Raw genomic sequence first — 23,879 nt, 5'->3', positions numbered from 1 at the left:
AATATTCAAATTTAATAAATCCTTCGAATTTATCTAATTCAAAATTTTGTATACTACTATATAAATTTTTTACACCTACTGTCAATCAAATATTCAATACTTATGGTATTAAGTCGTCCAGTCCAACAGTCGTTCAGCCGTCCAGTCGTCTATTTTTTTTTATAAAAAAAAAAAAAAAAAGAGCCTGCTACAATAAATTGAAGCAGGCCCTTTCATTTTGTTCTATATTTTTTTACCTCGAAACGGTAAACTTCTTGTTAATTACACCTGACACCGTTTTAATTTGTAATACATATTGACCTTGAATCAAATTGGCGGTACTTAAAAGTTCGCTGTATTTACCTTTAGTTTTGTATTCACTAAATGGAGCATACAATACCGTTTTACCATTCTGATCAAATACTCTTACATCCAATTCAGTATCCTGTGGTATCCAGAGTTCAACTTTCAACAAGTCATTTACCGGATTTGGATAGATGAATACATTTAATTCATCTTCTGTTGTTACGCGGATTGAAATGATCTTACTGTAAGTAAATCTGCCATTCTTATCAAATTGTTTCAAGCGATAATAGTAAACACCTGATTGCGTCACATCAAAATCATCAAAGTTGTATTCATGTGAAGTCAATGTCATGTCGCTATTTGCTTCCACTTGTCCGATTTCTTTGAAGTCAGTTTCGGATTCATGTCTTCTTTCTACTACAAAGTGATCTGTATTGATATCCACACGGGTCGTCCAATCCAATTCAGTAAAGCTTCCATTGTAGTTTCCATCAAAACTCAACCATTCAACGGCAAGTACCTGAGATACAACACCCGCATCAATTGTCGGTCTGACTTCACCACTTTGAATTCTATACATCTGAGTACTACCGTATCCGAATGTTCCATCTACATCACTATCTACTTCATCAAATCCAGCGTGAGGTCTTGTAAAGCCATAGCTTGTACCTGGTAATTCAAATTTAACATAGTAGTCTCCTTGAATCATACCGTCCAATGTAAATTGACCATCAGTACCTGTTACACCTTCACTTACCATCGTTCCAGTACTCTTATAAGCTGCTACTTTTACACCGGATAATGGTGCTTCACCCTGATCCTGGATTCCGTTGAAGTTTTGGTCAACCCAAACACGGTCTCCTACGATCGACTTAACCTGGAATCCACCACCATATCCACAAACCATATCCCCACTCACCACGATAAACTTCTTAGTAGTGTTTACACCGTTCTCGTGAGAGATGTCGCTGTCTTTATTTGGATTGCTTCCTTTGTAAGGTTCACTAGCTCCTAAATGTCCCGGTCTTTCAAAACGTATGTAATAAGTTCCTGGTCTGAGACATGCTGCTTTAAAGTAACCATCATCAGAAGGTGTACCTGGTTTTACGCTGGTAGTCAAGGTTGAAACCGTTGCACCACTGATTGCATCGATAATATAAACACGCAAACCGTTAATTCCTTTCTCAGCCGCATCGTAAATACCATCCATATCGAAATCATACCAAACATCACCACAAACCATAATGCATCGGTAGAAACCTGCATCAACGGTTGTGTCATCTTCATCAGGTGACAGGTGTGTGGTTGCAGTTGTACCTGGACCATTTGTATTATCTACATCACTGTCCTTATGATCTGCAGTGGCGTTAGCCAAAGTAATCACATAACCAGCAGGTGCTTCAAACTTGAGGTAATAATCCTGAGGTAATAAATCCTTCAATAAATAATATCCATTTACGTCTGTAATGGTATTTTTCACTGGCAGCTTCGTAACTGCATTGTAAACAGTTACAACGACACCCTGAATTCCAGTTTCACCTGGATCCTGAATACCATCACCATCTTTATCATCCCATACAAAGTCAGAGAAGGAACCTAATTTAACTAAACCGGCATCATAAGTTGAATCTCTCTTTCCTGGTTGGATGGTTAAGCATGGACCAACTCCATTTGCATCAACATCACTGTCTTTCGTGTCATCACCACCCTGATTTTGGAAAGTAAATCCATAACCTGGAGGCACTAAACCGAAGTCATATTTAACAAAGTAAGATTTCAATGGTAATAAGAAATCAAACAAATACATACCGCTTGCATCTGTAGTATCTTTCTTAACAAGTGCTAGCGTACTGCAATCGTATAAGTTAGCGATTACATTTGGTAATCCTGGTTCGCCTGGATCTTGAATACCATCTCCATCCAAATCATCCCATACGCGGTCACCAATTGCACCGGTTACTTTTACATTTTCGAAGTCATGGTCGTCTTCATCTTCGTTTTCGACTTGACCATTTCCATCAATCACATTATCCCAAGGATGATTTTCAACAACCTGTCTTTCCCAAGCACTGTTGGTGTTTGGTTTACTGTCTGCATCATCATTGTCTCTGTTTACATTTAAGGTATCATTTGCCGTACGAATTTCTGCATAATTATCCCAATCCAATAAAGTTGGAATTGCTGCGATCTGTACTTTCAGATTTAATGTCAACTGCACACTATCGCCCGGATACAATTTTGCAATACTATTGTAAACCAAAGTCGAACCAACAAATCCCCATCCAGGATTTGAACCTGCTTCAAAGACATATCCTTGAGGCATGTAATCATTAACCTGAATATTCTTAGCAGTTATATTACCCTGATTGAATACAGTAATGGTATAAGGTACTACATCACCCGGAGCATAATATGGTAATTTGTTTTTAACATATTTTCTCAAGGCAAGGTCAAACACTGGGCCTATCGATGGATCGTGATCATCCTGATCATTTGGATCATTGATTGCATCATCAATCGCAGGACCATCATCATCTTTAGTACCACCAGGGCTACTGTCAAAATCAGTCATTACATTTCCTAAAGTATCTGTGACCGTTTCAATTTCACCAATGTTATCCCATGCTCTTGGATTGCCAAGGTTTGGCAACAAGGTTAAATTGATGGTAATTTTCACACTATCACCCGGTTTAATTTTTCCGGAATACGTTGTCAATGCTTCACGTGTTCCTGCATTGTATGTCCATGTTGGATTGTTTGCTTGAACAAACTGGAATCCAGCTGGAACATAATCCGTTACTTGAGGATTCATCGCTGAAATACTTCCCTGATTAAACAAGGTAATTTCAAATGGAACCACTTCACCGTAGGTTAATGGATTCGCACCTTTAGCTATTTTGCGCAATGCAAGGTCAAACACATTAAATCCAGCAGGGTCGTGATCATCTTCATTTCCTCCAATATCCATTGTATTGATATTGTCATCACCTGGATCACCCGGTAACACTGCCAACTCAGCAGGTGTATTGGAGTTTGGTTTACTATCTAATTCTTCAAACGTTCTGTCATTTCCAGAAACATCTTTATAAGATTTGACTTCCGAATAATTGAACCACGCTTTGTATCCACTGCTCATTGCCACTCTTAATTTAAGAGGTACAATTACAGAAGAATATTTTGGAACGTTTGCTACTGCATTGTATTCCAATAATGCCGGATTGATTTGACTCCATCCTGCGATATTGTCAGCAGGGCTGAAGGTAAATCCACTTGGCAAGTAATCATTTAAAACAATACTTGTCAATGGAATATTACCTTGATTGAACACTTCCAAATTAAACGTAATCAATTGTCCATAACTGTAAGGTGCTGCGGTAACCGTCGTTTTGCGAATCGCCATGTCGACGATATCGATATCACCACACACATCATCCACATCTTCCGGAGTGCCGTCGTTGTTGATGTCCATTCTGGATTGGTTAAAGACTCCTTCTCCTGCTTTTGGAGTTCCAGGAGTTGCTTTACCACATTCACTGTATACATTATCGCCTCCAGATCCTGGTCTGAAATCAAGGGTTGCTTTCACTGTAAGATTGTAGGTATGCGTTGAACCAATTCCAATAGATTGGTCATTTGCAAGAACCCACGGACCACTTCCAGCCAATGCACCGCCTGGATTTCCAGGTGCTGTTGTTGTATAAGATGCTGTATTTATTGTTAAATCATCATCAAAACCAGGAGCATCTGTCAAATCATATTGTCCAATAGCACCTCCAAGATTTTGAACTTTTAACTGATAATTTATAGTATGCATTCCGCCACCAAGTGGGATAATGCTTGTAATTGTTTTACTAGAAACAACATATGGAAGATCCGCACATGCTTCATCATATTCCTCTGGAATTCCATCATTGTTGGAATCCATAGTTGACTGATTGTACAAGCCTTCACCAGGAGATGGATCTCCAGGTGTTGAAAGTTGACCACAAGCAGTATAAATATTATCACCACCACTTGTTGCACGTAAATCAATGGTCACTTTCACTGTTAATACATAGGTATGCGTTGAACCAGCATTGATATTCTGATCGTTGGCTAAATTCCAAGGACCTGAACCAGCTAATGGTCCACCTGCATTTCCAGGTGCATTTGATGTAAAGGATGCATTGTTTATGGTAATGTCATCATCAAATCCAGGAATGTCATTCAAGTCATATTGACCAATTGCTCCACCTAAATTTCTTACAACTACATTGTAAGTAACATTATACATATGTCCACCTAAGTTGGTAATGTTTGCAACTGTTTTAGCAGCTGTAACATAAGGTAGATCCCCACAAGCTTCATCAACATCTTCTGGAGTACCATCGTTGTTGATATCCAATTTAGCCTGGTTGTATAAACCTTCACCTGCTGTAGGATCACCTGGAGTTGCGTTTCCACATTTTGTATAAACATCATTACCAGCTCCACCTTCCATTTGGATGGTTACTTTCACGGTAATGGTATATGTATGTGTTGCACCTGCAGCAATTACTGCATCATTTGCCAAAGTCCAAGGACCTACTCCAGCTAATGCACCTGCAGCACCCGGGCCTGTTGTTGTAAAGGATGCACTGTTGATTACAATGTCATTATCAAATCCTGGAATATCTGTCAAGTCATAAATGCCTCCTGTACCTCCAAGATTTCTAACTACCAATTGGTAAACCACATTATACATATTGCCACCCAATGGTGTTATTGAAGCAATTGTTTTTGCATTCACAACATATGGTAAATCACCGCAAGCTTCCCGAAGTTCTTCTGGAATTCCATCGTTGTTGGAATCCATTTTTGATTGATTGTACAATCCTTCTCCAGTTGTTGGATCACCCGGTGTGATAGCACCACATTTAGTATAAATATCATCTCCACCACTTCCTGTTTCAAGATTCAAAGTGACTTTAACAGTAAGCGTATAATTATGCGTCGAGAATGCACCAATGTTTTGATCATTTGCTAAATTCCATGGACCGCTACCAATCAAAGCAGATCCTGGATTTCCAGGTGCCGTTGAAACATAAGTTGCAGAACCAATTGCAATGTCATTATCAAAACCAGGTACATCTGTTAAATCATATTGACCATTTGCACCTCCCAAATTTTTAACCTCTAACTGGTAGGTTACATTATACATGTGACCTCCTAAATTAGAAATATTTGTAAGTGTTTTGGTTGTTGTTACGTATGGTAAATCACCACACACTTCATCCAATTCCTCTGGAATACCATCGTTGTTGTTATCCAGTTTGGATTGATTGTATAATCCTTCACCAGCTGTAGGATCACCAGGTATGGCGTTACCACATTTTGTATATACATTATCACCGCTACTTCCAATTGTAAGATCTAAAGTAACTTTTGCAGTAATGATGTAACTATGTGTTGAACCGATACCAATCGCCTGATCGTTTGCTAAGGTCCACGGACCTGTACCAATCAACGAACCACCAGAATTACCTGGTGCATCGGATGTATAAGATACAGAACCCATTGTAATATCATCATCCAAACCAGGTTGATCTACCAGGTCATACATGCCTGCAGTTCCACCTAAGTTTTGAACATTTATTTGATACTTAACTGTATACATGTTTGCTCCCAATGGAGTTATAGAAGCAATTGATTTACTTGCAGTAACATAAGGCACATCTCCACATGCTTCATCAACATCTTCTGGTACCCCATCATTATTAATATCCAGTTTAGCCTGATTGTATAATCCTTCTCCAGTTGTTGGATCACCAGGAGTAGCAGCACCACACTTCGTGTAAGAATTATTACCAGGACTTGCAGGATCTAAATTTAAGGTAACTTTTACAGTCAAGTTATACGTATGAACTGCACCATTCACAATATTCTGATCGTTTGCAAGAACCCATGGTCCTACTCCAGCCAATGGACCTCCTGGATTTCCAGGCGCATCAGTTGTATAGCTTGCTGTGTTGATTGTAATATCATCATCAAAACCTGGTACATCCGTAAGATCATATGGACCGCTGATTCCACCTAAGTTTTGAACGACCATTTTGTATGTTACATTAAACATGTTTCCACCCAATGGAGTAACACCAGTAACCGTTTTACTACTTACTACATATGGTAAATCACCACACACTTTACTTACTTCTTCAGGTGTACCATCATTGTTTGAATCCATTCTGGATTCATTGTATAATCCTTCACCACTTTGTGGATTACTTGGATTTACTTGTCCACACTTCGTATAGATATTGTCACCACCACTTGCAGCATTCAGATCTAATGTAACTTTTACAGTTACCAGATACGTATGTGTTGCATTGGCATTAATTCCCTGATCATTAGCTAATGACCATGGTCCAACACCAGCTAAAGAACCGCCGGCATTGCCTGGTGCATCAGAACTATAGGAAGCAGAACCGATTGTAATATCATTGTCAAAACCAGGCACATCCAACAGATCGTATTGACCTGCTGCTCCACCAAGATTTTTTACAACAATTTTGTAGACTACATTGTACATGTGTCCTCCCAATGAAGTTATGCTGTTAATTGTTTTAGCACTGGTTACATAAGGAATGTCAGCACATGTTTCGGACGTATCTTCAGGAATACCATCATTATTAATATCCACTTTGGAAAGATTGTATAAACCTTCTCCGCTATTTGGATCTGATGGATTTACTGAACCACATTTAGTATATACGTTATCACCACCACTACCCTGACTTAAGTCTAAGGTAACTTTTACAGTAACGGTATAATTATGTGTTGCGCCAACCGTAATTGCCTGATCATTTGCCAAGGTCCATGGTCCGCTACCTGCCAAAGCATTGCCTGCATTTCCAGGAGCATCTGAGGTATAAGAAGCTGAACCGATTGCAAAGTCATTATCAAATCCCGGTACATCTGTTAAATCATACTGACCGTTTGCACCACCAATATTTTTAACAGCAATATTGTATTTCACATTAAACATATTTCCACCAAGCGGTGTCAAGCTGTTTACAGTTTTTGTATTTATGATGTATGGTAAATCACCGCAAGCTTCTTTGGTTTCTTCTGGTGTACCATCATTGTTTGAATCCAATCTTGACTGATTGTATAAACCTTCACCACTGCTTGGATCACCAGGAATTGCATTACCACATTTAGTGTAAATATTATCTCCGCTGGTACCTACTCTTAGATCAAGTGTCACTTTTACAGTTAAGGTATAGGTATGGGTTGCTCCAACACCAATCACCTGATCATTTGCTAAAGTCCATGGTCCGACACCAACTAAACCACCACCCGGATTGCCAGGTGCAGTTGAAGTATATGAAGCTGAACCAATTGCAATGTCATTATCAAATCCTGGTACATCTGAAAGATCGTATGTTCCATTAACTCCACCAAGATTTTTTACAACAATAGCGTAGCTAACATTATACATATTGCCACCTAAATTTGTGATTGTTGTAATTGTTTTGGTTGATGTTACATATGGAAGATCACCACAGGCTTCATCAACATCTTCAGGAGTACCGTCATTATTTGAATCTAATTTTGATTGATTGTACAATCCTTCACCTGCATTTGGATCTCCCGGATTTACTGCACCACATTTTGTATACGTATCATCACCACCGCTACCAGGATTTAAATCCAAAGTAACTTTTACAGTTAATGTATAAGTATGCGTCGCACCGATTGCTATGGATTGATCATTTGCTAAAGTCCAAGGTCCTGTTCCTGCCAAAGCACCTCCAGGATTTCCAGGAGCCGTTGTTGTATAAGATGCAGATCCTATTGTGATATCGTTGTCAAAAGCAGGTACATCGCTTAAGTCGTATTGACCAACAGCGCCACCTAAGTTACGAACTACGATTGAATAGGTAACATTATACATATTTCCGCCCAACGGAGCTGTACTTGTAATGGTTTTAGTTGCAGAAACATATGGAATATCACCACAAGCTTCTTTCGTTTCTTCTGCAACACCATCGTTGTTTGAATCTAATTTAGATTGGTTGTATAAACCTTCACCAGCAGCTGGATCGCCTGGTGTTACTGCACCACATTTTGTATACACATCATCGCCACCACTACCCGGTTCAAGATTTAAAGTAATCTTCACAGTAATTGTGTAGCTATGATTTGCACCTGCAGTAATCGCCTGATCATTTGCAAGCGTCCATGGTCCACTTCCTGCCAATGCACCTCCAGGATTTCCAGGAGCTGTTGTTGTGAAAGAAGCTGAACCAATATTGATGTCATTATCGAATCCAGGAATATCTGTCAAGTCATATTGACCATTAACAGCTCCAAGATTTTGAACTGTAATATTGTATGTAACATTATACATATTGCCACCTAAAGGTGCAATGTTTGTAATGGATTTGTTCGAAGTAATGTAAGGTAAATCACCGCATGCTTCATCTGTATCTTCAGGTATACCATCGTTGTTGGTATCCATTTTAGATTGGTTGTATAAACCTTCTCCACTGGTAGGATCGCCTGGAATTGCGGAACCACATTTTGTATAAACGTTATTTCCACCTGATCCAGGATTTAAATCGATCGTAACTTTTACCGTGATGGTATATGTATGAATTGCACCGATACCTATTGCCTGATCGTTTGCAAGCGTCCATGGTCCAACACCTGCTAAAGAACCACCGCTATTACCCGGAGCATCAGAAGCATAGGACGAAGAATTTATTGCAATGTCGTCATCAAATCCAGGGATATCTGTTAAGTCATACTGACCATTTGCGCCACCTGAATTGGTTACTTTAATCGTATATTTTACTTCAAACATATTGCCACCTAAAGCAGCAATGCTTGCAACTGTTTTAGTTGTGCTTACATATGGCAAATCGCCACACGCTTCATCCACATCTTCTGGAATGCCATCGTTGTTGGTATCCATTTTAGATTGGTTGTATAATCCTTCACCTGCAGTAGGATCACCCGGTATTGCAGCACCACATTTTGTGTAAGTGTTGTTTCCTGCACTTGCAGGATTTAAATCCAAGGTAACTTTCACTGTCAAGGTATAGGTATGAACCGCTCCAACTAAAATAGCCTGATCATTTGCCAAGGTCCATGGTCCGGTACCTGCTAAAGCAGCACCTCCATTACCTGGAGCATTTGAAGTATATGAAGCATTATTAATTGTTATGTCATCATCAAATCCAGGAATATCCGTCAAGTCGTATTGACCATTGGCTCCACCAAGATTTTGAACTGTTATTGTATAGTTTACATTATACATATTACCACCAAGATCTGTCTTGGATGTAAATGTTTTTGTTGTTACGATATAAGGTAAGTCACCACAAGCTTTTTTAGTTTCTTCTGGTGTACCGTCATTGTTTGAATCCATTCTGGATTCATTGTATAAGCCTTCTCCTGCAGTTGGATTACCCGGAGTTGCATTTCCACATTTCGTATAGATATTATCTCCACTGGTACCTGCTGTTAAGTCTAAGGTAACTTTAACAACCAGGGTATATGTATGTGTACCACCCGCAACAATCGCCTGATCATTTGCAAGGGTCCATGGTCCAGTACCTGCTAACGCCCCTCCTGCATTTCCAGGAGCAGTTGTTGTATAAGAAGCAGAACCGATCGTAATATCATTATCAAAGGCAGGAACATCCAATAAATCATATTGTCCTGCAGAAGCACCTAAGTTTTGAACTGTAATCGTATAAGTGACATTATACATATTGCCACCCAAAGGAGCAATTGTAGTCAACGATTTGTTACTGGTTATATAAGGAACATCTGCACAGGTTTCACTGGTATCTTCAGGAATTCCATCATTATTAATATCTACTCGAGCACGGTTGTATAATCCTTCACCAGATGTTGGATCACCTGGAGTTGCACTACCGCATGCCGTATAAACATTATCCCCACCACTGCCTGCTGTTAAGTCTAAGGTAACTTTAACAACAACAGTATAGGTATGTGTTGCACCTGTAAGAATTGCCTGATCATTTGCTAAGGTCCAAGGTCCGGTTCCTGCTAAAGCAGAACCTGCATTTCCCGGTGCATTGGAAGTATATGACGAACTGTTGATCGCAAAGTCATTATCAAATCCTGGAGCATCGATTAAATCATAGGTTCCATTGGCACCTCCTGTGTTTTTAACTTGAATTTGATAAGAAACATTAAACATGTTAGCACCTAATGGAGTAACGCTGTTTACTGTTTTTACTGTAGTTATGTATGGAACATCTCCACAAACTTCTTTAGTTTCTTCAGGAGTACCATCGTTGTTGGTATCCATTTTAGATTGGTTGTATAAACCTTCTCCACTGGTAGGATCACCAGGTGTTGCAGTTCCACATTTTGTGTAGCTATTATTACCTCCACTAGTTGTTCTTAAGTCTAAAGTAACTTTAACAACCAAGGTATAGGTATGCGTTGCCCCTGCAACAATGGATTGATCATTTGCTAAAGTCCATGGTCCGGTACCAACTAAAGCTGAACCTGCATTTCCTGGAGCATTCGATGTATATGACGCATTATTTATTGTAATGTCGTCATCAAATCCTGGTACATCCGATAAATCATATTGGCCTGTAGTTCCACCTAAATTTTGAGCTGTTATGCTGTAGGTAACATTATACATATTACCTCCTAAGTTGGAAATTGCAGAGATTGATTTAGTGGTAGTAATATATGGTAAGTCACCACAAGCTTCTTTAGTTTCTTCTGCAACACCATCATTATTTGTATCCATAGTAGATTGATTATACAATCCTTCTCCTGCAGCCGGATCTCCTGGTGTAGCAGTTCCGCATTTTTTATAAGTATTATTTCCTCCACTGCCTGCACTTAAATCAAGTGTTACTTTTACTATAAGGGTATAGGTATGTGTAGCACCGACCAAAATTGATTGATCATTTGCAAGCGTCCAGGGTCCGGTTCCAGCTAAAGCTGAACCTGCATTTCCCGGAGCATTGGATGTATATGATGCACTGTTAATAGTAATGTCATCATCAAAACCCGGAGTATCTGTTAAATCATATTGTCCATTGATTCCACCAATATTTTGAGCAGTGATGGTATAACTGACATTGTACATGTTTCCACCTAATGGACTGATACTGGTAATAGATTTAGTAGTAGTAACATATGGCACATCTGAACACACTTCACTGGTATCTTCTGCAATGCCATCGTTATTTGAATCTACGCGGGATTGATTGTACAATCCTTCTCCACTTTGTGGATCACCCGGATTGGAATTTCCACATTTAATATACACATTATCACCACCACTTCCCGGGGTAAGATCAAGTGTAACTTTTACAGTTAATGTATATGTATGTGTTGCTCCTGCAACTATATTCTGATCGTTTGCTAAGGTCCAAGGTCCGCTTCCAACTAAAGTTAATCCTGGATTACCCGGAGCATTGGATGTATAAGAAGCACTGTTGATTGAAAAGTCATTATCAAAACCAGGAGCATCGATTAAGTCGTATGAACCATTTACACCACCGAGGTTTTTAACCTGAATGCTGTAGGCCACATTGTACATATTTCCACCCAGTGGGGAAATACTTGCAATTGATTTTGTATTGACTATATAAGGTAAATCTGCACAAGCCTCGCGTGTTTCTTCTGGTGTTCCATCATTATTGGAATCCATTTTGGATTGATTGTACAATCCTTCTCCGGCAGCCGGATCTCCCGGAGTAGCCGTTCCACATTTGGTGTACACATTATTTCCTCCACTTGTTGCGCGCAGGTCTATTGTAACTTTTACAGTCAGTGTATACGTATGCGTAGCACCTGCACTAATGTTTTGATCATTTGCTAAAGTCCATGGACCTGTTCCTGCCAATGCACCTCCTGGATTTCCAGGAGCATTGGTAGTAAAGCTGGCGCTGCCGATTGTAATATCATCATCAAAATTAGGAACATCGGATAAATCGTATTGACCTGTTGCACCTCCTAAGTTTTGAGCTGTAATCGAATAAATTACATTGTACATGTTTCCACCCAATGCAACTATACTTGATACTGATTTTGTTGTAGTAACATAAGGTAAATCACCACACGCTTCATCCGTTTCATCAATGGTTCCATCGTTGTTGGTATCCATTTTCGATTGGTTGTATAAACCTTCTCCGCTACTTGGGTCACCTGGAATTGCTGCACCACATTTTGTGTAGACATTATCTCCACCGCCGCCTGCAAGATCTAAAGTAACTTTTACTGTTAAGGTATAAGTATGGGTAGCACCTACTATAATTCCCTGATCGCTTGCTAAAATCCAAGGACCAGTTCCAGCTAATGCACTTCCTGCATTTCCAGGAGCATTGGATGTATAAGAAGCGCTTCCAATTGTAATATCATTTTCAAATGCTGGAGCATCTGTTAAATCATATTGTCCATTTGCACCACCGAGATTTTTTACAGTAATTGTATACAATACATTATACATATTACCTCCTAATGGATTTATTGATGCAACGGATTTAGTCATATCTAAATATGGAATATCGCCGCAAGCTTTTTTAGTTTCTTCCGGAGTTCCATCGTTGTTTGTATCTAATCTTGATTCATTATATAAACCTTCACCTGATGTTGGATTTCCAGGAGTTGCAGTTCCACATTTTGTATAAGAATTATTTCCACTACTTCCTGCACTTAAATCAATGGTAACATTTACGGTTAAGGTATAGGTATGTGTTTGGCCTGTTAAAATAGCCTGGTCGTTAGCAAGTGTCCATGGACCCGTTCCTGCTAATGCTCCACCAGGATTTCCAGGAGCATTTGAAGTAAATGATGCACTGGTAATTGCGATATCATCATCAAAACCAGGAACATCTTTTAAATCATATTGGCCATCACCTCCGGTGTTTCCAACAGTAATTGTATAGACTACTGAAAAACTGTGTGCACCGGTTTGCGTTGCAGAAACAAAGCTTTTGCTATGTGTTATAATTGGTTGACAATTTACAGGTGCTGTATAGTTTACGCTCTTCGAACATTGCGTACCACCACTAAATACTGCATTAACAGTATGAACGGCACCATCTGCTGTCAAACCAGTAATTGTATAATTTGTAGGTGAGTTAAATGGTGCATTAAATACTTGTTGACTTGCACCTATACTTACTGTTAACGTACCACTTGAAGGAGGGTTAACTAAAGTTAAACTTCCTGATACACTATAGGTATTATTTGCAGGATTACATGCACTTGGATTAGCACTCATCGCACTGATACCTTGTTGTTGAACGGTACCACTTGCTGTATTGGTACAATTATTATTGTCTTCTACCGTAACGGTATATGTTGCATTAGCTAAATTGGTAATTGTTGCAGAATTTTGACCATTACTCCAATCGTAAGAGAATGGCGCAGAACCACCTGTTACAACTGCTGTTGCAGTTCCATTACTGAATCCAATACAAGCTGGAGTAGTTGTTACTGAAACTCCAGGTTTTGGATTAACCGTTACGTTTACCTGGAATGTTGCACCAACACAACCATCAGGAGACGTTGGCGTTACAGTATATCTTACTACACCTGCATTATTGTTTGTTGTATTTGTTAATGCTTGAGCAATGGTAGTACCACATGCTGAAGCGCAATTTGAAAAACCGGTAATTGTTGCACCAGATTGTTGTGCAGCAGTCCAGGTAAATGTAGTTCCAGGCACAGTTGAATTTAATGCAACAGATGTTGTCGCGCCACTACAAATTGTTTGAGCATTAGCAGAACCTGTTGGTTTTGGGTTTACAGTAACATCTATTTTAAATGTTGTACCGGGACAACCGTTTGGAGAAAGCGGTGTAACGTAATAGCAAACTACACCAGATGCGTTATTGCTTGTATTTGTAAGAGTTTGAGAAATTGTATTTCCGCATGCAGAAACACAATTAGAAAAACCGGTAATGGTTGCACCTGAAGTATGCACTGCTGTCCATGTAAATGTTGTACCAGCTACAGTAGAAGATAAACTAATCGAAGTGGTACCTCCGCTACAAATTTCTTGATTTGAACCTGATCCAACTGGGGTAGGATTCACTGTTACATCCACTGTAAATGAACTTCCAACGCAACCGTTTGGAGCAGTTGGAATTACTGTATATCTAACAACACCAGATGCGTTATTGGTTGTGTTTGTTAATGTTTGAGCTATTGTTGTTCCGCAAGCTGAATTACAAGCACTATAACCTGTAATGGTTGCACCCGATTGTTGAGCAGCAGTCCACGTAAAAGTGGTTCCTGGAACAGATGAATTTAAAGCTACGCTGCTAGTTGTACCACTGCAAATGGATTGCGGTGAGGCTGAACCAACAGGTCCTTTCGATACGATCACTGCAGCAGTATCTGTACAACTGCCGACAGTCCATATATATAAATAAGTACCTTCTCCAGCAAAACTATTAATAGTTGTTGTCGGTGAAGAAGGGCTCACTATGTTTGAACTTTGATTGGATGGATGAGCTGTCCAGGTTCCGCTTCCAGTTGCTGCCATAGCAGTTGAGCCTCCAGGAAAACTTGGAACACAACTTACATTTTTATCTACTCCTGCATTGGGTTTTGCAGTAACTGTAATTGTGGCGGTATCGTTACATCCACTGGTATTTGTCCAAATAAAATTATAAGAACCAGCAATAGAATAATTAACTATTGTAGTTGTTGGAGAGTTTGGAGATGTTATAGTAGCTGTACCTGGATTTCCAGCCTGAGCAGACCAGGTTCCAACACCTGTTGCGCCCATGGTGGCAGATCCACCTGGAAAAGAAGGTACACAACTTACTGTTTGATTTCCACCTGCGTTTGGTTTTGCAGTTACTGTAACCAAAGCGGTATCAGTTGCGCAACTGGTTGCATTAGTCCAGACAAAAGTATAAGTACCTGCAGCGCTAAAACTATTTATAACTGTAGTTGGTGAACCAGGAGTTACTATCAAAGCGGTCCCTGGATTTCCAGCACCTGCTGACCAGGTTCCTGTTCCACTTGCAGCCATAGTTGTTGATCCACCCGGAAATGTTGCTATACAATCTACATTTTTATCTGCACCAGCTTTTGGTTTCACACAGATATAATAGTCTTCAACCTCTCCGTTTTCAGCACTCTCTGTAGAACGTTCATCTAATCCCGTTGTATTAACATCATCTGCTAATGCATCGGTTGTAAGACGCAATCTTAAATATTGATTGGATGGATTTCCTGTTACAGTAACACCAGACCAGGTTAAGGTTTTTGAACCATTAAATCCATTGGCAACTGGAGTAGTTGCTATTTCATTGTTATCAAAATTTCCATCATTGTTTAAATCAATCCATCCATAAAGTGTTGCAGAAAGACCAGTTGAATTCATTACACTGTTTACTGTAATGCTGATATTCTGTGGACCACCGGATTGATAAATTGGAAAAGTTGAAATTCCATCTTCATCGTCGATACCTGCATTGTCATCACCATTGGCGTTAACTCCAGGAGTTGCACCAGTTTCAGCATCTAAAGTATTGATGCGGATATGAGCACAATCCAAAATGTGAGAAGGAGTTCCATACGATGAAGGTGCATCTGAATAATCTGTTTCGAACAACGAAGTAAATTGTATAGAAAATAAAACGTGTGTATCATCAGAAGCTGGATTCGCATGATTTGTTTTTACCTGATCAAAACCAGTATTGTCAACGATCTTCGGGGTGTGGGTCGCACTGTGCGTAGTTGTACCACAATATACATTTGCCCCTTTTACCCAAAGGTGATTACCCCCTCGTGGTTCCCCTGTATCTCCTAAATAGTCGTTGTACTGGCCTCCGATGTTGGTGGCATAAACAAGTGAAGAAACATTGTCAGAAAAACCTGCAAAATAAATATCCAAACCACCATTATTAGTTGCATCATAAAATGGATCTCCATTGATGTTTACCGTAGGAATTCCATTTGCATTATCTTCTGTGGTACCAAACACCAAGAGAAAGGCTTCCTCTGTACCATCGCACTGGGTTTGCATGACTCTTTTTATTGCACTACCTATATCATCACCACCACCTCCAAAAAGTGTAGCTTTATAAGAAGCAGCTCCACCCACATCACTGACAGAACCAACTACAACATCTAATCCGCCGTTATTTGTAGCATCATATGCTCCAGATGAGGTAGGAAATCCATCGGCTGATGATCCGGTCCAGAATATGGTACTGCCATTTATACCGCAGTCATTAATTTTATCATCTCCAGCACCACCTATTTCATCCAGGTAGTTAAATGCAGTACCATTGGCATTTAATACACCAACGATTCCATCAAGATCTGAACCAGTAGATCTGCTCGCAGCACTATTTACTTCAGTTAATGAACCTGTTCCAGAACCTGCGAAGGCAACACGACCATCTGCAAATAATTCCAGGTCATTAAAAATTTCAGTTCCAGCATCACCTACATAGGTACCAAAACTCAAGGTATTCAAACTGGTAAATTTACCAATCCACATATCACTGGCACCACCAAATCCAGTTTGAGCAGCTCCTCCAGAAATATAAGCTCCTGGTAAAGATGCTTCTGCGGTCAAACCGCAGACAAAAGAATTATCATCAATGGCTCGAATGGATGTAACACCTAAATCTTCAGAACCCGTACCACCTAAATAAGTTGAGTAATGAAGGGTACCCAGGTCTCTTGAAAAGACTGCCACAAAACCATCGTTGTTATCAAAACTATTATCGAAAGGTGAACCGGCCATTGGTAAACCACTTACTGTTGTACGACCTCCAATAAATACCCGATTCGTTGAAAGACTTAATCCATAAGCAACTACCGTATTTGATCCGGATACAGAACCAGGTCCGTACATGGTTAAGTCAACCAAATCAGAACCGGTACTGTTGACACGATATACAATAGCAACCCTTGGAGTTGCGCCGGTACCAAAACCAGAAATAGAATTTAAATAACCATCAGCATCATAAGGAGCAGATCCGGTAGGAATATTTCTATTGGTTGCACCTGCACAATACACCATCCCGTTGTTGGGATCCACTTGTATTGCAAAAAGATATTGGTCGAAATCCGGATCATTGCCATCCATAAACGTACCCCAACTCAAAACCGGGTCAATGACTGTTGGATAATTCGGATCTATTTTAGATTTAGATTTAAAACTTACATTCTTATCATTCTTTACATTAAAAGCAAAGTCTAAAGGAACTTTTCCGGCTTCAGTTACCTGATAGGTTTCAGGAATGTGAAACTTTACATCGGTAAAACGAAGACCAACATTCAAACTACCATCTTTAGATACAGATAATTTATCTTGTCCTTCAAACCGAAGGTCAATATTTTTATAATCTGCACCCGGATCAACTATCCAGTCAAATTCCAAAGAACCATCTTGATTACTATATAAACGAATGTCAATCCCAGGATATACCTCTTCCAGTGTAATGTCTTTAGCTGCCTGAACACCAGAAACCCATTTGGACTGATCTTCTCCAATAAAGAAATTGTATTTAGTTCCAAACGATTTACCTAAAACAACTTTAGCATTCGGATTCGAATGCTCCATATTTAAAGTAAATTGATGCGCGCCATTAAAGAAACGATCGGTCTCTTTTGTTTTTTCATTCTTTACAAACAGATAATCCTTGGCTACAAATCGGATTTTATCCTTCTCTATATAAATGGAACCTTGTTTTCCATTGAGGTAATAGAGTATGTTTTTATTTTCCAATTGGCCTTTGTTTTCCATAAATCGCAATACCTCTGCATTTTGCTTCAAGGTTTCTTTGACTCTGGTTTCCAATGGATTTTCCGCTACAAGTTGTGCTTGTAGGTTAGAAGTAAAGCCAACAATACAAATTGTTAAGCCGACGAGTAAGAATGTAAACTTTGACATACTATTAGTTAAGTTGATGTTTGAATTAGTTGAAATGGATGCTTTTGATTGCAATGAATTACCAGTTAGAGATCCTGAATCCCAGGAAACCGGTTTGATCCATTGTTTATAAAATCCATCTTTTATTTGTAATAGAAAATTAAAGAGGTACATACAGCCGTATAAGATGAAGCTGCCTGCAACAAAGGCTGTAAATAAGCCGGGATTAAATAAAAGATTTAGAAAAGATCCGGATAGATTAAAATCCGAATAATTTATACTCGCTGCTAAAAGGATTGCAGCAGTAAACATTACGATGCATAGCATCCACATACGCAATGATTGCGTTGTTGTAGTTTTCATATATTGAGACTTTACAATTCGATCCTTGAGAATCCTACTTACCCACTTAGCACATGATGCTATCTTCTACACCAGAATTCAGTCTGCGGAAATCTTAAAATCAAATATTGTACCAGAAATCAAAAAATATCAAATACAATGCTTTGCCGTAGTCGGTTTCCACAAACTCAGGCAAACATAAATACATATTACATATTTTTTTAATATTTTAAATATAATTTTTTAATTATATTTTTATTAAATTGATATACAATACATTACAAATTATCTATATATATATGTATTTATATTAATTATAATTATAATGTATAAACATATTATTATTTATTTGTATATGATTGACTTTGAATGCTTTGTGTGATGTTTTGGAGGTTTGAATCCACTGTGTTTTATATTGCTTGCAGCGTTTCGATCTGAGAATTCGTTTAACTTACAGAAGATTTTGTGTAGCTGCCCTACACCACAGGCAACAAATCCTTGATTTAATGCCTCCTGATAGTAAGGCATACTCAGATCCCTGGAAATCAGACTTTAATTAACCAACCCTACGAGTTTATGAAAAATGCACTACCCTCTTTCCATCTCATCCGATCTTTCTTCTTTTCAATTCTTCTCATTACATTTTTGCTATTGAATTTTGATTACAACGGATTTGCACAATGCACGCCCCCAATGTCAGAATTTTGCGATGAATCTAACGTGCTTTGTTCTTTGGATGAATTGAACGGATATACCTGCAACAATCCCAGTACGATTCCTAGTCCTTGTGGACCACTGTGTTCACAAGGTGGTGTCGGTCACAATACCTCCTGGTGGGGCTTTGTAACCAATGGTGGCAATATTACGATTACCATGGATATTGGCGGATGCCCATCCTCCCAGGGGCTTCAATTTGGAATTTGGGGCGATTGCATTTGTAAGGAAGAAATTTCTTGCCGTTCTATACCTTGCATTCCTCCAAATTCCAGTGCGACTGTTAACGTAAATCTTACCGCTTGCAAAACTTACTACTTATGGGTGGACGGTTGCTCTGGAGATGTTTGCGATTTTACGCTCCATACTTCAGGAGGTGGACCACCACAATTAACGCCTTTAGATCCAATAAATCATGTAGCGAGTAGAATTATTGAACCTGTTTGTGTAGGTGCCTGCAATTATAGGTTTTTTGTAAATCCTCAACCCGGTGGATGCGAGCCAACCTACGTTTGGACTTTGGATGGCGACGAAGTAGGGGGAAATTCAAACGAATTGCGTTTAGATTTTCCGGATCAGGGTGATTTTATAATTTGTGTCACTGCCTACATTGGAAATCCTTCAAGTGGTTCTATTTGTTCCCAGGAAGGTCCTGTTTGCGCTACTGTGCTAGTTCGCCCAATTCCAGACAGAATAGGTGTGCCAAGGACCATTTGTTATGAACAAGCAAATCCCGGAGGGTACACCTGGTTTTCACAACGCGTTTTCAATACGGGTGAATATCGTGAACAGTTTACAGATGCCAACTGCTGTAAATTTGATTCAGTGGTCAATTTTACAGTTTTGCCAAAACCTGCTCCACAAAAAATAACATACATCGGCTGCAATGGGGAAGCCTATAAATCGCCCTTGGGCATAACAATTCCCGGATGCAAAAAAAATTATGAATTCAATGCAGGAAAAACTCAGGATGCATTTCGATGTGACAGTACCGGTCTTTTAACTTCAATTTACCCAACTGTAATTCCTCACTTTACACAAACCTGCAATGAGGGAATCGCAATCATCGCTTCAAATTTAACTATTCAGGATACCTGTAATTCAAATGCAAGCTTTAGTTATTCTTATTTTTGGTATCGTCAGCTGGATCCCACAAAAAAAAGTATTAGTACAGATGAGCGTATTTTTATTACAAAACCTGAAACCTATTGCATTGAAGTTTTATTGACTACACTGTTTGAAGGCCAAAGTAAAACCTGCATATCCACTTTTTGTTATGAAGTACCAAATGATACCAGTCACCCCAATTTAGTAATTGCAGTTGAAGATACTGTTTGTATAAATGAAATAAATACGATATCCTTTGATACCACGCACGTTCCGGGAATCCAACACTTCTTTTGGGAATTAAGTCCGGATGGAAACATAGTTTCTCCAATTCCTGAATTATCAAATTCCATTGAAGCCAGCTGGACTACTAAAGGGCAAAAAAAAGTATGTCTGAGTTTTAAAAACGACTCTATAAATACTTGCTTTTTATGCAAACAAATTACAGTTATTAAAGCTGCAGAAGCCGGTGCTGATTTTAAAGTATTTGGATTAAAAACAAATTTAAATGCAAATAAAGTGAATTCCGGATTATGGCGTAAAATCAGTGGTCCGGGTGCAGTAGCTTTTTCCAATCCAAGAGATCCTAAATCACGGATAACCGTCAGTAAAACCGGAACCTACCAATTGGAATGGGATGCCAGCAATTACGGATGCCATGATTTAGATACGGTACAGATAGAATTTTTCACCTACCCGAAAATCTTAGTTAAAAAAACACCATTTGTTTCTGAAAAACAAAATCAACGAAACCAGCAAATGGTAACTCCCGGAGAGACAATCAATTTTATAACTCCTAATCCTATTGAAGGTATCGGACGCACCCGTATTGAATTTAATGAATCATTTTTATTTGAACGGATTCAGTATCGTTGGATTCAACTAACAGGATCTACTGTATTAAATGGAACCGTTTACAATTCTGATTGCAGTTCGATTTGTGAAATCAAGGCTCCTGTTCAAGCCGGACTGTATTTACTACAACTAGAAGCGGATGGTGTCAGAGGCTTACAAAAAGTACTTATTTATTAATACCTACTTAATTAAAAAATATTTAAAAACCTGGATAAAAAAACAATTAATAACAGGATTGAATACAAATAAATTGCTGAATTCAATTCATTAATGCAAGGGTATTGCTAAAATAGACCTCATTCGGTGTTTTATAGTTAAACATTTTCAAGGGTCTGTTATTGAGTAAATGTTCAACTTTGTTTATCTGACTTTCAGATACTTCATCAAAATTAGTTCTTTTCGGAAAAAATCTTCTTAATTGTCCAATTCTATTTTCGACACTTCCCTTTTCTTGAGAACTATAGGGATTTGTAAAATAAACATCAATATTTAATTGATGATGATTAGCAAATGCGAGATCATTATCTGTTGTTATACTGCGTATTGGTTTTTCAGTTCTGTTAAGTATTGATTTTATTTTAGAATTTATGTATTTAGCATTTTTGTGCTCAATTTTTTTCAACCATGTTTTACGAGATTTTCTATCTTGTATTATTAAAATACCAGGTTTACGATTTTTTCCTAAAACTATATCCATTTCTGCATGCCCAAATCGCTTTCTTAAATTAATATGATCTGGCCTTTGGCTGATTGGTATTCTATTTAAAATTCGAGCTCTGTTTTCGTATACATTTCCTCGTTTACGCCTTCTGCCGTAGTGCTTGAGGAATTTATGCAAAGTTTTATATGCCTTACCAGATCTTTTGTTTCCATGTTTTGATGTCCAGATAAACTTATAAATAGTTTCGTGGCTTACCATCTCAACTTTTTCCAACTTAGCTCTGCCGCTTATTAATTCTGGAGATAACCTATCATGTACAATCAGTTTTTTGATTTTGCACTTAAGCTCGTCTGTGAGTTTGATTGCCTTTGGTTTATTTTTTATGCCTCTGAACTGTTTTTCTTTGTGCCGATTCAGCACAATAATGTCCTGATCCTCTTCCCCTTTTAGCAATATTGCGGTTAAACTCTCTACTAATGGTCGATGCAGATCGATTCAATAATTGAGCTATATCTTTTTGAGAATGACCAGTTTCTAACAAAGCCTTAATTTTTAATCTTTCTTCAAAACTCATTTGAGAAAATGTCCTAACTTTACACATACGGAAATATTGAAAGGGAGCAAAACTTTTGATTCGACACCATAAAGTTCTTGCTTCCTTTTAATTTTTACAATATTTCCTTGCATTTATGACTTGAACTTAGAATTGATTTTAAAATTAAAAATCCTGTTTTAATGAATGAAGTATTCACCGTATATACAACAACTGAAAAACATATTGAGCCAATCCAGTATTCCTGGATTCAGCTTGTGAATTATTCTAAATTCGACGGAATTATAAAAAATTTAGAGGGTACGTCATTCTTTGAAATACAATCACCTCCATTTCCTGGAATATATTTATTAAATCTTTTTAATACACGTTTTCAGAAAACCATTAAAATAATTGTTTTAGACAACCATTAATCAGATTCCTACTTTAATAATATCAAAGCATGCAAGCTAAAATTCATGCTTTAATAAACTTCTCAATTTCTAAACTGCATTCCACCCCATTGGAAAATATTTTGTAATTAAGAATACTGCATCTATCTTAGAGTAATTAAAAGATAGACATGAAACCGCCTAAAGTACTATATTACTTGTTTGTTTTATTCCTGATTGGATTTAGTACCACGAGTCATTCACAAACTTCCAGGACTAAGGACAGTCTTTGGGTAATTGAAACGACTGATGGGAATACTTACATTGGAACTGTTTCAAATTTCAATACGGATCCAATTGAGATCAATACAAAAATTGGAATCCTCAAGATTCCTAAAAATACTATTCGATCAATTACACAACCAGAAAAATATCAATTGGTACATGGAGAATACTGGCCTGAAAATCCCCATTCCACTCGACATTTCTGGGGACCTAGTTCGTATGGTTTACGAAAGGGAGAAGGTTATTATCAAAACTCCTGGATATTTTTTAATCAAGTGAGTTATGGTTTTTCAGATCATTTTACTTTGGGTGTTGGAATCATCCCTTTGTTTATTTTTGGAGGCGTTGCAGAAACTCCTGCATGGCTTACTCCTAAGTTTAATTTTAACTATAAAAATGGAAAAGGCGCTTATGGTGTTGGAACCATCGTTTTTGGAGTGCTTGGAGCTTCATCAGAATTTGCAGGGATACTCTACGGAACAAATACCTTTGGGAATCGTGATAAACAATTGACACTTGGTTTAGGATATGGCTATTCATCCAACGGAGGATTTACCAGCACACCAACGGTTTCATTAAGTGCAATATTCAGAACTTCAAAAAAATGGGCCTTACTCACTGAGAATTATTTACTTGCTGTAGGTGATTCTGATTCTTTTGGCTTTATCAGTGGAGGTGCACGTTACATGGGTCGTAAACTCGCTATTGATTTTGGAGGATTTATTCCTGTAACCAGTGAAATCGATCAACTTTTTGTGCTTCCCTGGTTGGGTATTACTGTACCGTTTAAGTGGTGATAGAATTATTAACAGATTTAAAATTGATATTTGTATT

General features: G+C 38.4%; 6 protein-coding genes. 3 read left to right on the top strand and 3 right to left on the bottom strand.

Features of this window, described 5'->3' with window-relative positions:
* Positions 1 to 232 precede the first annotated feature (232 nt).
* A complete protein-coding gene (locus IPJ80_08820; GenBank protein ID MBK7913590.1) occupies positions 233 to 18,520 on the bottom strand; it encodes a DUF11 domain-containing protein in 18,288 nt (6,095 codons plus the stop codon).
* Between the two features lie 555 nt (positions 18,521 to 19,075).
* On the opposite strand from IPJ80_08820, the gene IPJ80_08815 reads away from it, so the two are divergent.
* Positions 19,076 to 21,352 carry a hypothetical protein gene (locus tag IPJ80_08815; GenBank protein ID MBK7913589.1) on the top strand — a complete coding sequence of 759 codons (2,277 nt, stop codon included), beginning with the start codon at positions 19,076 to 19,078 and terminating at the stop codon, positions 21,350 to 21,352.
* 82 nt (positions 21,353 to 21,434) lie between these two features.
* Here IPJ80_08815 and IPJ80_08810 read toward each other — a convergent pair whose 3' ends face one another.
* A complete protein-coding gene (locus IPJ80_08810; GenBank protein MBK7913588.1) occupies positions 21,435 to 22,289 on the bottom strand; it encodes an IS30 family transposase in 855 nt (284 codons plus the stop codon).
* On the bottom strand, positions 22,210 to 22,410 hold the full coding sequence (locus tag IPJ80_08805) for a helix-turn-helix domain-containing protein (protein ID MBK7913587.1): 201 nt from the start codon (positions 22,408 to 22,410) through the stop codon (positions 22,210 to 22,212). Before IPJ80_08805 ends, IPJ80_08810 begins: the two co-directional genes overlap by 80 nt.
* Before the next feature lie 161 nt (positions 22,411 to 22,571).
* Here IPJ80_08805 and IPJ80_08800 point away from each other — a divergent pair, with 161 nt between their 5' ends.
* Together IPJ80_08800 and IPJ80_08795 are read left to right on the top strand one after the other, a co-directional pair.
* Positions 22,572 to 22,802 carry a hypothetical protein gene (locus IPJ80_08800; GenBank protein ID MBK7913586.1) on the top strand — a complete coding sequence of 77 codons (231 nt, stop codon included), beginning with the start codon at positions 22,572 to 22,574 and terminating at the stop codon, positions 22,800 to 22,802.
* Positions 22,803 to 22,951: 149 nt separating this feature from the next.
* Positions 22,952 to 23,842 carry a hypothetical protein gene (locus IPJ80_08795; protein MBK7913585.1) on the top strand — a complete coding sequence of 297 codons (891 nt, stop codon included), beginning with the start codon at positions 22,952 to 22,954 and terminating at the stop codon, positions 23,840 to 23,842.
* Positions 23,843 to 23,879 lie beyond the last annotated feature (37 nt).

Source organism: Saprospiraceae bacterium (assembly GCA_016714025.1).
GTDB lineage: Bacteria > Bacteroidota > Bacteroidia > Chitinophagales > Saprospiraceae > Vicinibacter.
Note: the sequence above shows the minus strand (reverse complement) of the source record. Positions and strands in the feature narration are given on the sequence as shown.